The sequence below is a fragment of the Kitasatospora sp. NPDC049258 genome (assembly GCF_040678895.1).
Taxonomy (GTDB): Bacteria; Actinomycetota; Actinomycetes; order Streptomycetales; family Streptomycetaceae; genus Kitasatospora.
Map to the genome: position 1 here is coordinate 21,913 of NZ_JBFAQT010000039.1, position 13,141 is coordinate 35,053.

At 73.1% G+C, this 13,141-nt stretch carries 13 protein-coding genes; 7 read left to right on the forward strand and 6 right to left on the reverse strand.

What is annotated here, in order from left to right; genetic code table 11:
* Positions 1 to 34: 34 nt before the first annotated feature.
* Genes AB0K43_RS25670 through AB0K43_RS25680 form a run of 3 tightly spaced genes read left to right on the forward strand, consistent with a single transcriptional unit; the run spans position 35 to position 3,589 of the window.
* Positions 35 to 1,771: a hypothetical protein gene (locus AB0K43_RS25670; RefSeq protein ID WP_363643652.1), complete on the forward strand. Its 1,737-nt coding sequence runs from the start codon at positions 35 to 37 to the stop codon at positions 1,769 to 1,771.
* Positions 1,768 to 2,727, forward strand: coding sequence for a sortase (locus tag AB0K43_RS25675; protein ID WP_363643654.1), 960 nt, complete (start codon positions 1,768 to 1,770; stop codon positions 2,725 to 2,727). The genes AB0K43_RS25670 and AB0K43_RS25675 overlap by 4 nt, the downstream gene beginning before the upstream one ends.
* A 28-nt stretch (positions 2,728 to 2,755) precedes the next feature.
* Positions 2,756 to 3,589: a phosphate ABC transporter ATP-binding protein gene (locus AB0K43_RS25680; protein ID WP_363643656.1), complete on the forward strand. Its 834-nt coding sequence runs from the start codon at positions 2,756 to 2,758 to the stop codon at positions 3,587 to 3,589.
* A gap of 6 nt (positions 3,590 to 3,595) precedes the next feature.
* On the opposite strand, the gene AB0K43_RS25685 is transcribed toward AB0K43_RS25680, so the two are convergent.
* On the reverse strand, positions 3,596 to 3,862 hold the full coding sequence (locus AB0K43_RS25685) for a protealysin inhibitor emfourin (RefSeq protein WP_363643658.1): 267 nt from the start codon (positions 3,860 to 3,862) through the stop codon (positions 3,596 to 3,598).
* Between the two features lie 80 nt (positions 3,863 to 3,942).
* Positions 3,943 to 4,962, reverse strand: coding sequence for a M4 family metallopeptidase (locus tag AB0K43_RS25690; protein WP_363643660.1), 1,020 nt, complete (start codon positions 4,960 to 4,962; stop codon positions 3,943 to 3,945).
* Positions 4,963 to 5,291: 329 nt separating this feature from the next.
* Between AB0K43_RS25690 and leuA the strand changes: the two genes are divergently transcribed.
* The 4 genes from leuA (at position 5,292) to AB0K43_RS25710 (ending at position 9,874) form a co-directional block, all read left to right on the forward strand.
* Positions 5,292 to 7,073 carry a 2-isopropylmalate synthase gene (leuA, locus tag AB0K43_RS25695; RefSeq protein WP_363643662.1) on the forward strand — a complete coding sequence of 594 codons (1,782 nt, stop codon included), beginning with the start codon at positions 5,292 to 5,294 and terminating at the stop codon, positions 7,071 to 7,073.
* A gap of 225 nt (positions 7,074 to 7,298) precedes the next feature.
* Positions 7,299 to 7,970 (forward strand): TerB family tellurite resistance protein, encoded by a 672-nt coding sequence (locus AB0K43_RS25700; protein WP_363643664.1) that lies wholly within the window; start codon positions 7,299 to 7,301, stop codon positions 7,968 to 7,970.
* A gap of 315 nt (positions 7,971 to 8,285) precedes the next feature.
* A complete protein-coding gene (gene recO, locus AB0K43_RS25705; RefSeq protein WP_363643666.1) occupies positions 8,286 to 9,032 on the forward strand; it encodes a DNA repair protein RecO in 747 nt (248 codons plus the stop codon).
* Positions 9,033 to 9,034: 2 nt separating this feature from the next.
* Positions 9,035 to 9,874: an isoprenyl transferase gene (locus tag AB0K43_RS25710; protein ID WP_363643668.1), complete on the forward strand. Its 840-nt coding sequence runs from the start codon at positions 9,035 to 9,037 to the stop codon at positions 9,872 to 9,874.
* Between the two features lie 88 nt (positions 9,875 to 9,962).
* Here AB0K43_RS25710 and AB0K43_RS25715 read toward each other — a convergent pair whose 3' ends face one another.
* From AB0K43_RS25715 to AB0K43_RS25730, 4 genes are read right to left on the reverse strand one after another with little or no spacing between them, the layout of a single operon-like run.
* Positions 9,963 to 10,373, reverse strand: a complete 411-nt coding sequence (locus tag AB0K43_RS25715) for a Fur family transcriptional regulator (protein ID WP_363643670.1) — start codon at positions 10,371 to 10,373, stop codon at positions 9,963 to 9,965.
* A gap of 35 nt (positions 10,374 to 10,408) precedes the next feature.
* Positions 10,409 to 11,329: a metal ABC transporter permease gene (locus AB0K43_RS25720; RefSeq protein WP_363643722.1), complete on the reverse strand. Its 921-nt coding sequence runs from the start codon at positions 11,327 to 11,329 to the stop codon at positions 10,409 to 10,411.
* Positions 11,329 to 12,153: a metal ABC transporter ATP-binding protein gene (locus tag AB0K43_RS25725; RefSeq protein ID WP_363643673.1), complete on the reverse strand. Its 825-nt coding sequence runs from the start codon at positions 12,151 to 12,153 to the stop codon at positions 11,329 to 11,331. The genes AB0K43_RS25720 and AB0K43_RS25725 overlap by 1 nt, the downstream gene beginning before the upstream one ends.
* Positions 12,154 to 12,167: 14 nt before the next feature.
* Positions 12,168 to 13,115, reverse strand: a complete 948-nt coding sequence (locus AB0K43_RS25730; protein WP_363643675.1) for a metal ABC transporter substrate-binding protein — start codon at positions 13,113 to 13,115, stop codon at positions 12,168 to 12,170.
* Positions 13,116 to 13,141 lie beyond the last annotated feature (26 nt).

The window sequence follows — 13,141 nt, forward strand, 5'->3', positions numbered from 1 at the left end:
CCACCCGCACCCGCACCCTAGGATGACGACGCCGATGCGCCGATGGCTCCTGGCCCTTGTCCCCGTCCTGCTGCTCCTGCTGCCGGGTGCCCACGGCGCGTACGGTGCGCAGGGGTCGGCACCCGCCGCAGGCCCGCAGGCCCAGACCTTCGGGATCCAACCCGCCGGCGCCACCGAGCCGGACTCCCGGGGCACCTTCGCCTACCAGGCCACCCCCGGCGCCGTGGTCAAGGACCACCTCGCGGTCTGGAACTACGGTGACCAGCCGCTCACCCTGCGGCTCTACCCGGCCGACGCCTTCAACACCGACTCCGGCGGCTACGACGTGCTGCCCGAGGGCCGCCCCTCCACCCAGGCCGGCACCTGGCTGAAGGCCGCAGCCGACTCGCTCACCCTGCCCGGCCGCAGCCGGCAGATCGTCCCGTTCACCCTGGCGGTGCCCGCCGACGCCGCCCCCGGGGACCACCCGGCCGGGATCGTGGTCGCGCTGCGCCAGGAGAGCAAGGACGCCCAGGGCAACGCCGTCACCGTCGACCAGCGGGTCGGCGCCCGGGTGAACATCCGGGTGGCGGGCGCGCTACGGGCCGAACTCGCGGTCGAGGACGCCCGGGTCGCGTACCACCCCAGCCCCAACCCGTTCGGCACCGGCCGCACCACCGTGCGCTACACCGTGCGCAACACCGGCAACGTCCGGCTCGGCGGCCACCAGGCGGTCCGGGTGACCAACCTGTTCGGCACCACCGCCACCGGCTCCGCCCCCGCCGACCTTCAGGAACTGCTGCCGGGCAACACCGTCTCCTACGCGGTGGAGGTCTCCGGCGCATACCCGACCTTCCTCGGCACCGCCGGCATCACCGTCGACCCGCTGCCGATCGGCGGCGACCGCGACCCCGGCCTGACCAGCACCGTGCACAAGCAGCGCTACGCCGGCATCCCCTGGGCCCTGCTGGCGGTGCTGCTCCCGCTCGCCCTGGGCGGCCTGTGGTGGTGGCGCCGCCGGCGCCGCCGGGCGGCCCTCGCGGCGCACCCGCTACCGCTGCCCGGCCCCACCGCCACCCCGGTCGCGGTCGGCCTGCTGCTGCTCGCCCTGCTGACGGCCGGCCAGCTGACCGCCGCACCCGAGGCCTCGGCCGCCGACACCGGCACGATCGCCTTCGACTACCCGGCCGGGCACGACGACGACTCGATCGACCTGCTCACTTCCGGTCCGTGCCCCGGCCCGGCCGACTACCTGAGCATGCGGATCACCGGCGAGGGCTTCCCGCCCGAAGGCGCCCCGCTGGCGGGCACGGTGGCCGCCGGCGCCTACCGGCAGGCCGCCAACGGCGGGTACGTGCTGCCGCTCAGCAACACCCTGCGGGTGGTCGCCAACCGCAGCGGCGCGGGCGCCCTGCACGGCACCTACACCATCACCGCGACCTGCCGGGCGAAGGTCGACCCCGCTCCGCTGCGGGAGTTCGCCGGGGTCCTCACCTTCACCTCGCCGACCACCTGGCAGGCCGCCGCGGTGGCACCCGAGGGAGCCGTCCACCAGGCGGCCCTCGACCCGGCCAAGGGCGGGTCCACCGCCACCGCGGCCCCCGCCCCGCAGGCCGCCCGGGCCGCGGACCGGCAGCGGGGGTCCGGCCCGGGCGCCGGCTCCTGGGCGGCGATCGCCGGCGGGCTGCTGCTGATCGGCTGGGTGGCGGTGCCGCCGCTGCGCCGCCGGCTGGCCCGCTCCGCCGCGGCCCGCACCGCCCGCCCGGCGGCCGCCGCGGAGCGTGCCGCGTGAGTCTCACCGCCCAGCAGGCCCCGGCGAACCCGTACGCCCCGCCACCGGCCCCCGCGCCGGCCCCGCCCGGCCCCGCGCGGCCCCGGCTGCTGCCCGACCGTTCGCACCTGGTCGGCGCGGCCCTGGCGATCACCGCCGCGCTGCTGTTCGGCCTGCTGCTGGACCTCGGACCGCTCGGCGGCCTGCGGCACCTGCGCGACCACGAGAGCGGCTACGCCGACCTGCGGGCCAGCTTCGCCACCGGCACCGCCGCGATCGGGCAGCTCGACAAGGACGGCAGGCCGGTCGTCCCGGGCACCCCGGTCGCGCTGCTGGAGATCCCGCAGCTCGGCCTGCGCGAGGTGGTGCGCGAGGGCACCGCCGGGGGAGTGCTGGAGTCCGGCCCCGGCCACCGCCGGGACTCCCCGATGCCCGGCCAGGCCGGCACCAGCGTGTTGCTCGGCCGGCAGGCCGGCTTCGGCGGGCCGTTCGGCGCGCTGCACAACCTGCGCACCGGCGAGACCTTCACCGTCACCACCGGCCAGGGCGTGCGGCGGTTCCGGGTGATCGCGGTCCGCCGGGCCGGCGACCCGGTGCCCGCGCCGCTGCGGGCGGGCTGGTCCCGGCTGGTCCTGGTCACCGGCGACGGCCCGCTGTACGCCCCGTCCGGGACGCTGCTGGTCGACGCCGACCTGATCGACGCCCCCGACACCGAGGACGACGTGCTGCCGGCCAACCCCCGTCCGCTGACCGCCGATGCGCTGCCCGCCGCCGAGCGGGCGATGGGCGTCGACGCCGGTGCCTGGATCCCGCTGGTGCTCTGGGGCGAGGCGCTGCTGCTGGCGGCCCTCGCCCTGGCGGTGGGCTGGGTGCGCTGGGGCCGGGTGCAGTCCTGGACCGTCGGGGTGCCGGTGCTGGCCGTGCTGGGCCTCGCGGTGGCCGACCAGGTCGCCCAGCTGCTCCCCAACCTGATCTGACCGACCATCACCACCGAAGGAGAGCTGGATGACCAGCGTCGAGCCGGCCCGCACGGCCACCGCAGTCCTGCCCGCCGCGCCGAGCCCGGCCGGCACCCTGGAGGCCCGGGCGGTGTCGGCCTGGTTCGGCCCGCGCAAGGTGCTGGAGCAGGTGTCGCTCGCCATGCCCGCCGGCCGGGTGACGGCGCTGATCGGCCCCTCCGGCTGCGGCAAGTCGACCTTCCTGCGCACCCTCAACCGGATGCACGAGCTGATCCCCGGCGCCACCCTGGCCGGTGAGGTGCTGCTGGACGGCGGCGACATCTACGCACCCGAGCGCCGGCTCACCGCCGCCCGGCGGGACATCGGCATGGTGTTCCAGAAGCCCAACCCGTTCCCGGCGATGTCGATCTACGACAACGTGGTGGCCGGCCTGCGGCTCACCGGTATCCGGGCCTCCCGGCCGGAGAAGGACCAGCTGGTGGAGGAGTGCCTGACCAAGGCGGGCCTGTGGCGGGAGGTCGCCGACCGGCTGCGGCAGCCCGGCGGGGCGCTCTCCGGCGGCCAGCAGCAGCGGTTGTGCATCGCCCGCTCGCTGGCCGTGCGCCCCAAGGTGCTGCTGATGGACGAGCCCTGCTCCGCGCTGGACCCGACCTCGACCCGGCGGATCGAGCAGACCATCCGCGAGCTGGTGCACGAGGTCACCATCGTGATCGTCACCCACAACATGCAGCAGGCCCAGCGGGTCTCCGACCACTGCGCCTTCTTCCTGGCCGAACAGGGCACCCCGGGCGCGATCGTCGAGCACGGTCCGACCGGGGCGATGTTCGGCGCACCGCAGGACGGCCGCACCGCCGACTACGTGAACGGCCGGTTCGGCTGACCCGGGCTACTCGCCCTCGCGCAGCACCAGACTGACCAACTCCTGCTGGGAGTCGGTCAGTTTGGGGTCGGCGCAGTACACCGTGCGGCCGTCCACGGTGATCTCGTAGTGGAAGCCGTCCGGCACGCCGTACGAGGGCGTACGCAGCCCGCCGGCCACCGCCTCGCGCGCGAGGGCGTGCACGTGCGGTGCGTCGCGGCGCTCGGCGGTGTCCAGCTCCGCACGCTGGACGCGACCGGCGAGGCCGCCGGTCCGGGTCACCTGGATACGCATGGTCGCCAGTTTGCTACCCAGTGGTGCACTTTGCCGAGTGTTTTCACAGACTCTGCCCGTGGATGCCCGATGTAAGGGTCTCAGGTGGTACTGATCCCCACCTCGGACCAGGCGGCGGTGACGGTGTTGGCCGCGATGTCGTCGAAGCGGGCCCGGGCGGCGGCCACCGTGGCCCGGGCGAAGGCGGTGAAGTCGCTGTCGTGGGCCAGTGCGCCGCCGGTGACGGTGTCGTACCAGATCCGCCCCGCGCGCTCCCAGGCCGATCCGCCCAGCGCGGTCGCCAGCAGGTAGAAGGCGTGGTTGGGGATGCCGGAGTTGATGTGCACCCCGCCGTTGTCCTGGGCGGTGTCCACGTAGTCGTCCATGTGGGCGGGCTGCGGGTCCTTGCCGAGCCGTTCGTCGTCGTACGCGGTGCCCGGGTCCTTCATCGACCGCAGCGCCACGCCGTGCACGCCCGGGGCGAGCAGCCCGGCGCCGATCAGCCAGTCGGCCCGGTCGGCGTCCTGACCGAGGGCGTACTGCTTGACCAGCGAGCCGAAGACGTCGGAGAGCGATTCGTTGAGCGCGCCGGACTGGCCCTGGTAGTCCAGCCCGGCGGTGTACTGGGTGACGCCGTGGGCGAGTTCGTGGCCGATCACGTCCAGGCAGGAGGTGAAGTCGACGAAGATCACCCCGTCGCCGTCCCCGAAGACCATCCGGCTGCCGTCCCAGAACGCGTTGTCGTAGTCGCGCCCGTAGTGCACCGTGGCGTCGAGCGGCAGCCAGGCGCCGTCGATCGAGTGCCGGCCGTAGACCTGCTCGAACAGCGCGAAGGTGGCGCCCAGTCCGTCGTACGCGCGGTTGACGGTGGCGTCCGGGGTGGCGGCGCCGCCCTCGCGCCGCACGGTGCGGCCGGGCAGTCGCTGGCTGTGCCGGGCGTCGCCGATGGTGCGGGTCAGGTGTGGGGCGGGTGCGGCGGCCGGCAGGGCGGTGGCCAGCCGGTTGTCGCGGTGCAGGGTGTCCAGGGCGAGGGACCTGCGAGCGGCTTCGTGCCCCTGTTCGGCAAGTCGGTCGAGGACGAAGGGCGGGACGATGGTGCAGCGGTGGGCAGCGGCAGTCATGTTGCCAAGAGTGACGCATCCATGACTTCTTGTCACCATCGCGCGCAGCGACGAGCCGTCTCAAGGGGTGGAATCGTGGCGCGGTCCACTTCGTCGCCCCGACGCCCTGGGTTACGCTGGGCTGCATCATGCGTTACGGGCTGCTTCTTCTTAGCTGCCGCGGCGAGGGCCTCTAGATCCACAGAAGGCCGGCTCCCTCGCCGCGGGGACTGTGCTGTGCCCACGCATCCGTCGTGATGCTGTTCGATGCGGCGCAGTAGTCGGCCCGGTCGGGTGTCCACCGCCCCGACCCAGCCCGCAATCGACTTCGGAAGCCGAGAGTCTCACCCATGACTGAGCAGTCCTCCATCGCTCGCGCGTTCATCGACCGTCCCACCCCGGTCACGGCCGCCACCGTGCAGCAGAAGCCGTCCGGCATGCCGTTCGGGCGCTACGTACCGTTCGGCGCCGTGGACCTGCCGGACCGCACCTGGCCGGGCAAGGTCATCACCCAGGCCCCGCGCTGGCTGTCCACCGACCTGCGGGACGGCAACCAGGCGCTGATCGACCCGATGTCCCCGGCCCGCAAGCGCAAGATGTTCGACCTGCTGGTCAAGCTGGGCTACAAGGAGATCGAGGTCGGCTTCCCGTCCTCCGGCGCCACCGACTTCGACTTCGTCCGCTCGATCATCGAGGAGGGGGCGATCCCGGAGGACGTCACCATCTCGGTGCTGACCCAGGCCCGCGAGGACCTGATCGAGCGCACCGTGGAGTCCCTGGTCGGCGCCCACCGGGCCACCGTCCACCTGTACAACGCGACCTCCCCGCTGTTTCGCCGGGTGGTCTTCAAGGGCTCCAAGGACGACATCCGCAACATCGCGGTGGACGGCACCCGGCTGGTGATGGAGTACGGCGAGAAGCTGCTGGGCGAGGAGACCGTCTTCGGCTACGAGTACTCGCCGGAGATCTTCATCGACACCGAGCTGGACTTCGCGCTGGAGGTCTGCGAGGCGGTGATGGACGTCTGGCAGCCCGGCGAGGGCCGCGAGATCATCCTGAACCTGCCCACCACGGTCGAGCGTTCCACCCCGAACGTCTACGCCGACAAGATCGAGTGGATGTCGCGGCACCTGTCCCGCCGCGAGTTCGTCGCGCTGTCCGCGCACCCGCACAACGACCGCGGCACCGGCGTCGCCTCCGCCGAGCTGGCCATCATGGCCGGCGCCGACCGGGTCGAGGGCTGCCTGTTCGGCCAGGGCGAGCGCACCGGCAACCTGGACCTGGTCAACGTCGGGATGAACCTGTTCTCGCAGGGCGTCGACCCGATGATCGACTTCTCCGACATCGACGAGATCCGCCGCACCTACGAGTACTGCAACCAGATGGTCGTCCCCGAGCGCCACCCCTACGCCGGCGACCTGGTCTACACCTCGTTCTCCGGCTCGCACCAGGACGCGATCAAGAAGGGCTTCGACGCGCTGGAGGCGGACGCCGCGGCGGCCGGCGTCCCGGTCTCCGAGTACACCTGGGGCGTGCCGTACCTGCCGATCGACCCGAAGGACGTGGGCCGGTCCTACGAGGCGGTCATCCGGGTCAACAGCCAGTCCGGCAAGGGCGGCATCGCCTACGTGCTGAAGAACGACCACAAGCTGGACCTGCCGCGCCGGATGCAGATCGAGTTCTCCCGGATCATCCAGGCCAAGACCGACGCCGAGGGCGGCGAGGTCACCCCGGCCGCGATCTGGTCGGTCTTCCAGGACGAGTACCTGCCGACCCCGGCCAATCCCTGGGGCCGGATCTCGCTGAGCGGCTCGCGCAGCCTGACCACCGAGGACGGCCGGGACGCGCTGACCACCGAGGCGCTGGTGGACGGCGCACCGGTCACCCTGACCGGCACCGGCAACGGCCCGGTCTCCGCCTTCGGTGACGCGCTGGCCCGGATCGGCGTGGACGTGCGGGTGCTGGACTACGCCGAGCACGCGCTGAGCGAGGGCGGCGATGCCCAGGCCGCCGCGTACGTCGAGTGCGCGGTGGACGGCAAGGTGCTGTGGGGCGTCGGGATCGACTCCAACACCGTGCTGGCCTCGCTGAAGGCCATGGTGAGCGCCGTCAACCGGGCGCAGCGCGGGTAGTTCGTACGAGGGGCGACCCTGTGGGTTGACGCGCGTCACACCTCTTTCGGGTGTGGCGCGCGTCACAAATTTTCCCATCGGCACTCGTTCGGGGTGCTGACACGTGCCGGTAACCGTGGCAACATCGACGCACCGGAAGCGGGGTCGGTGGGACGTCCCCGGCGTCCGGTCGCGTGACCTGCCCATTGATGCGCAGGCCGCCTGCCATGTCTGGGGAGTGGCACCGTGACAGGGTTGTGGGGTGTTCGCCCTCGGTGGCGGACGGACGTCCTCGGTGAGTTCTTCTGCCCAGGCTGCGGCGGGGACCGCAACTACCGCCGGCAGTACGGCCGGCGGTGGCTGCGGCTGCTCGGCACCCCGGTGCTGCCGCTCGGCCCGGTGCTCGGCAGCGTGCAGTGCACCTCCTGCCACGGCCGGTACGGCACCGAGACCTTGGACCAACTCACCTGCGTCCGGCTGGCCGCGATGCTGCGGGACGCCCAGTACACCGTCGCGCTGGCCGCGCTGGCGGCCGGCGGCACCGCCGGTAGGGCCGGGCGGGACGCGGCCTGCGCGGTGATCCGCGAGGCCGGTTTCGAGGACTGCGGCGAGGCCCAGGTGCTGGCCGCCCTGGCGGCGCTCTCCGGGTACGCCGGGGGCGAGCCGCTGGACGTGGACGTGGACGGCGTCGGCAGCGGGCTCGCCGTCGAGCTGCACGCCGCGCTGGAGCCGCTCGCCCCGCACCTCGAACAGCAGGGCCGCGAGCGCCTGCTGCTGCAGGGCGCCTGGATCGCGCTGGCCGACGGCCGCTACCTCCCGCAGGAGCGGGCCGCGCTGGCCGTGGTCGGGCGCTGTCTGAAGCTCTCCGACCGCCAGGTCTGCGAGCTGCTCGCGGCGGCCACCCGCACCCCGCACTGACGCCGTACGCCCCACGCTGCCCCGTACGCCCCACACCGCCCCACGCACCCCGCACGTCCCTTTGGCTCCTCGCATCCCGAACTCCCAGGCCGGGCCCGACCCCCCTCCGGGCCCGCCGTGTCCCGCACCGCTACGGGCCGACCCCCCCCCACGGGCCCGGGTGCGGGTACACGGCTGCCCGCTCCCGGGCCGGCCGGGCACTCGCCCGGCTCGGGCACGCCGGGTCGGGCACGCCGGGTCGGGAAAAGCCGCTCCCGTTCTGCGGGACAATGGTGGGATGTCCACACTGTCCGACCGTCGCCGGCGAGCCCGAGGATGAGCCTGTTCCGCGACGACGGCGTGGTGCTCCGCACCCAGAAGCTCGGCGAGGCCGACCGGATCATCACCCTGCTGACCCGCCAGCACGGCAAGGTGCGTGCGGTCGCCCGCGGCATCCGCAAGACCAAGTCGAAGTTCGGCGCCCGGCTGGAGCCCTTCTCCCACGTGGACGTGCAGTTCTTCAGCCGCGGCAGCGACCTGGTCGGCCGCACCCTGCCGCTGTGCACCCAGGTGGAGACCATCGCCCCGTACGGCGGCCCGATCGTCGGCGACTACGGCCGCTACACGGCCGGCACCGCGATGCTGGAGACCGCCGAGCGCTTCGCCGAGAACGAGGGCGAACCGGCCGTCCAGCAGTACCTGCTGCTGGTCGGCGGGCTGCGCACGCTGGCCGCGGGGCTGCACCAGTCGCACCTGGTGATGGACGCCTTCCTGCTGCGCTCGCTCGCCGTGAACGGCTACGGGGCCAGCTTCACCGACTGCGCCAAGTGCGGACTGCCGGGGCCCAACCGGTTCTTCTCGCTCCAGGCGGGCGGGGTGCTGTGCACGGACTGCCGAGTGCCCGGAAGTGCCGTACCCTCCCCTGAGACACTGGTACTGCTGGGCGCGCTGCTGTCGGGGGACTGGCAGACGGCGGACAACTGCGAACCCCGGTACTGGCGTGAGGGCAGCGGGCTGGTGGCCGCCTATCTGCAGTGGCACCTGGAGCGGGGCATCCGCTCGATGAGATACGTGGAGAAGTGAGCATGGCAGCGCGACGGCTGTTCGGCAGCAAGAAGCGGGACTACATCACGCCCGCCCCGCACGCGAGCGGTGCCAGGCCGCCCAAGCTCCCGGGCGAGCTGGTGCCGAACCACGTCGCGTGCGTGATGGACGGCAACGGCCGCTGGGCCAAGGAGCGCGGCCTGCCGCGGACCGAGGGCCACAAGGTCGGCGAGGCGGTCGTGCTGGACGTGCTCAAGGGCTGCCTGGAGATCGGGGTCAAGAACCTCTCGCTCTACGCCTTCTCCACCGAGAACTGGAAGCGCTCCCCGGAGGAGGTGAAGTTCCTGATGAACTTCAACCGGGACGTGATCCGCCGCCGCCGGGACGAGATGGACGAGCTGGGCATCCGGATCCGCTGGGCGGGCCGGATGCCGAAGATGTGGAAGAGCGTCGTCCAGGAGCTCCAGATCGCCCAGGAGCAGACCAAGGACAACGACGCGATGACGCTGTACTTCTGCGTCAACTACGGCGGCCGCGCCGAGATCGCGGACGCCGCCCAGGCCATCGCCCGGGACGTGGCGGCCGGCCGGCTGGACCCGAAGAAGGTCAACGAGAAGACCTTCGCCAAGTACCTCTACTACCCGGACATGCCGGACGTGGACCTCTTCCTGCGCCCCAGTGGTGAGCAGCGCAGCTCCAACTTCCTGGCCTGGCAGTCGGCCTACGCCGAGTTCGTGTTCCAGGACGTGCTCTGGCCGGACTTCGACCGCCGCGACCTGTGGCGGGCCTGCGAGGAGTACGCGCGGCGCGACCGCCGCTTCGGCGGGGCGATCCCGAACGCGGTCGAGCCCGACGCCCCGGAGCTCCCGACCCAGCGCTGAGCGGGCGCGCGACGCGCGACGTACGAGGGCGGGGCCCGGGTTCATCGGAACCCGGGCCCCGCCCTCGTACCGTCCGCCCGGGCCCGGTTCAGGCCTTCTTGGCGCAGTCGGCGCAGGTGCCGAAGATCTCCAGGGTGTGCGCGATGTCGCTGAACCCGTGCTCGGCGGCGACCGCGTTGGCCCACCGCTCCACGGCGGGCCCCTCCACCTCGACCGTGGCACCGCAGCTGCGGCAGACCAGGTGGTGGTGGTGCCCGCTGCTGCACCGGCGGTAGACGGCCTCGCCGTCCGCGGTGCGCAGCACGTCCACCTCGCCGGCGTCGGCCAGCGACTGGAGGGTGCGGTAGACGGTGGTCAGCCCCACCGAGTCACCCCGGTGCTTGAGCAGGTCGTGCAGCTCCTGCGCGCTGCGGAAGTCCTCGATCTCGTCCAGGACCGCCGAGACGGCGGCTCGCTGCCGAGTCGATCGCGCGCGCGGCGACGGGCCTGCGGTGGTCACCGTGAGTCCTCCTGGTGGTCGGGTGCTGTCGCACCTCATTGTGCCAGCCCCGTACCGGAGAGCGGGGCGCCCGTGCGGCTCCCGTCATCCTGCCCGGGCAGCACCACGTCGCACACCGCGGGAGCGCCGGACGGCTGGGCCCGGTGCCGGCGCCGGGCCAGCGGTGCGGCGACGGCGCTGAACACCGCGAAGGCCGCGATGGCGAGCAGCACGATGGCCGGGCCTGACGGCACGTCGGCCTGGTACGAGCCGGCCACCCCGAGCACCGCCACGCCGATGCCGAGCCCCACGGCGGCGGCCTGGGTGGCGGCGAAGGACCGGGTGAGCTGCTGGGCGGCCGCCACCGGGACCACCATCAGCGCGCTGACCAGCAGCAGGCCGACCACCCGCATGGCCACCGTGACGGTGACCGCGGCGGTGACGGCGAGCAGCAGGTTGAGCACCCGCACCGGGATGCCGGTGACCCGGGCGAACTCCTCGTCCTGGCAGACCGCGAACAGCTGCCGGCGCAGGCCCACGGTGACGGCCACGACCACCGCGGCCAGGCCGCCGATCACCCACAGGTCGCTCGCCGAGACGGTCAGGATGGAGCCCCAGAGGTAGCTCTCCAGGCTGCTGCTGCCGGCCTGCGGGCTCAGGCTGACCAGCAGCTTGCCGCAGGCCATGCCGCCGTAGAAGAGCATCGCGAGGGCGATGTCGCCGCGCTGGTTGCCGCGCGAGCGGACCAGCTCCATGACGATCGCGCCGAGCACGCAGACCAGTACCGCCATCCACACCGGGCTGGTCTGGAAGACGAAGCCGAGGCCGACGCCGGTGAGCGCGACGTGCCCGATGCCGTCGCCCATCAGCGCCTGCCGGCGCTGCACCAGGTAGATGCCGACCGACGGGGCGGTCACCCCGACCAGGACGGCGGCGATCAACGCCCGCTGCATGAAGTCGAACTGGAGCATCTCGATCATGACAGCAGCCCCGGGGTGCTCAGGTGGTGGTCGTCGGCGTGCGGGTGCACGTGGTCGTGGCCGGGCAGCGCGTGCTGGCCGACCCCGCGCGGCGGCGGTCCGTCGTGCGCCACGCAGCCGTCCCGGAGCACCACGGCCCGGTCGATCAGCGGCTCCAGCGGCCCGAGTTCGTGCAGGACCAGCAGGACGGCGGTGCCGCGGGCCACCTCGCTGCGCAGGGTGTCGGCCAGCACCTGCTGGCTGTCCAGGTCCACCCCGGCCATCGGCTCGTCCATGATCAGCAGGTCGGGCTCGCCGACCAGCGCGCGGGCGATCAGCACCCGCTGGTGCTGGCCGCCGGAGAGCCCGGCGACGCCGTCCGAGGCGCGCTCCAGCATGCCGACGGCGGCCAGGGCCCGGTCCACCGCCGCGCGGTCCCGGCGGCGGAACGGCAGCAGCCGGTGCTGCGGCAGCCGGCCGGTGGAGACCACCTCGCGGACGGTGGCGGGCACGCCGCCGGCGGCGGTGGTGCGCTGCGGCACGTAGCCGATCCGCTGCCAGGCCCGGAACCTGCCGTACGGGGTGCCGAACAGCTCCAGGCTGCCGCGCTGGAGCGGGACGGCGCCGATCACGGCCTTGACGGTGGTCGACTTGCCGGAGCCGTTGGCGCCGAGCAGGGCGACCACCTCGCCCTGCTGGACCGAGAGGTCGATGCCGCGCAGGACGGGTCGCCCGCCGAGTGCGGCGGTGGCGTCGGTGAGTCGGACGGCCGCGGGCGCGGCACCCTCGCCGGGGTGCCGCGCCGGGCCGGAGCCGACCGCTTCGGAGATGACGGTGCTCATGGGTGGGTGTCCCCTCAGCTGGTGGCGCCGAGCGCGGCCTGCAGGTTGGCGAGGTTCTGCTTCATGACCGAGAAGTAGTCGGCGGTCGCCGGGTCCTTGACGCCCTCGATCGGGTCGAGCACGGCGGTCCGCAGGCCCAGGTCCTTGGCGACCGTCTCGGCCAGCCGCGGGTCGACCAGGGTCTCGAAGAAGACGGTGGTGACGCCGTGCTCCCGGGCGGCCTTCTGGATGGTGGAGAGCCGGGCCGGGGTGGGCTCGGCCTCCGGGTCGACGCCGTTGATCGCGACCTGCTCCAGACCGTAGTGGTCGGCGAGGTAGCCGAAGGCGGCGTGGCTGGTGACGAAGGTCTTGCCCTTGGTGTTCTTCAGACCGTCCTGGAACTCGGTGTCCAGGGCGGCCAGCCGGGCCAGCATCTCGTCGGTGTTGTGCCGGTAGTCCGCGGCGTGGGCCGGGTCGGCCTTGGCGAACTCGGCGCCGACGCTCCTGGCGACCGCCGCGTACCGGGTGGGGTCGAGCCAGATGTGCGGGTCGCCGGCCGCGCCGCCGTGCGGGTGGCCCTCCTCGCCGCCTTGCTCGCCGCCCTCGTCGAGGTGGTGGTCGACCAGCGGGGAGGCCGCGGTGGCGTCGACCACGTGCTTGGAGTGGGAGGCCGCGACCGCCTTGTCGACGCTCGGCTGCAGGCCCTTGAGGTAGACCACGGCGTCGGCGCTCTGCACCGCGCCGACCTGCTTGGCCTTGAGCTCCAGGTCGTGCGGTTCGACCCCGGGAGCGGTGAGGCCGGTGACGTGGACGTGGTCGCCGCCGATCTGCTCGGCGAGGAACTCCATCGGGTAGAACGACGCCACCACCTTCAGGCGACCGTCACCGCTGGCGGCGCTGGAGCTGCCGCCGCAGGCGGAGAGCAGCAGGGCGCCGACGGCTGCGGTGACGGCGAAGGCTATCGAGGTGCGTCGGTTCGTCATGACAACCATTCTCATCTTGGTTGGAA

Bases quoted from the DNA above. Each gene is read 5' to 3' on its own strand.
- AB0K43_RS25670 (WP_363643652.1), top strand. From the start codon at position 35: ATGCGCCGATGGCTCCTGGCCCTTGTCCCCGTCCTGCTGCTCCTGCTG.
- AB0K43_RS25680 (WP_363643656.1), top strand. From the start codon at position 2,756: ATGACCAGCGTCGAGCCGGCCCGCACGGCCACCGCAGTCCTGCCCGCC.
- AB0K43_RS25685 (WP_363643658.1), bottom strand. From the start codon at position 3,862: ATGCGTATCCAGGTGACCCGGACCGGCGGCCTCGCCGGTCGCGTCCAG.
- AB0K43_RS25690 (WP_363643660.1), bottom strand. From the start codon at position 4,962: ATGACTGCCGCTGCCCACCGCTGCACCATCGTCCCGCCCTTCGTCCTC.
- leuA (WP_363643662.1), top strand. From the start codon at position 5,292: ATGACTGAGCAGTCCTCCATCGCTCGCGCGTTCATCGACCGTCCCACC.
- recO (WP_363643666.1), top strand. From the start codon at position 8,286: ATGAGCCTGTTCCGCGACGACGGCGTGGTGCTCCGCACCCAGAAGCTC.
- AB0K43_RS25710 (WP_363643668.1), top strand. From the start codon at position 9,035: ATGGCAGCGCGACGGCTGTTCGGCAGCAAGAAGCGGGACTACATCACG.
- AB0K43_RS25725 (WP_363643673.1), bottom strand. From the start codon at position 12,153: ATGAGCACCGTCATCTCCGAAGCGGTCGGCTCCGGCCCGGCGCGGCAC.
- AB0K43_RS25730 (WP_363643675.1), bottom strand. From the start codon at position 13,115: ATGACGAACCGACGCACCTCGATAGCCTTCGCCGTCACCGCAGCCGTC.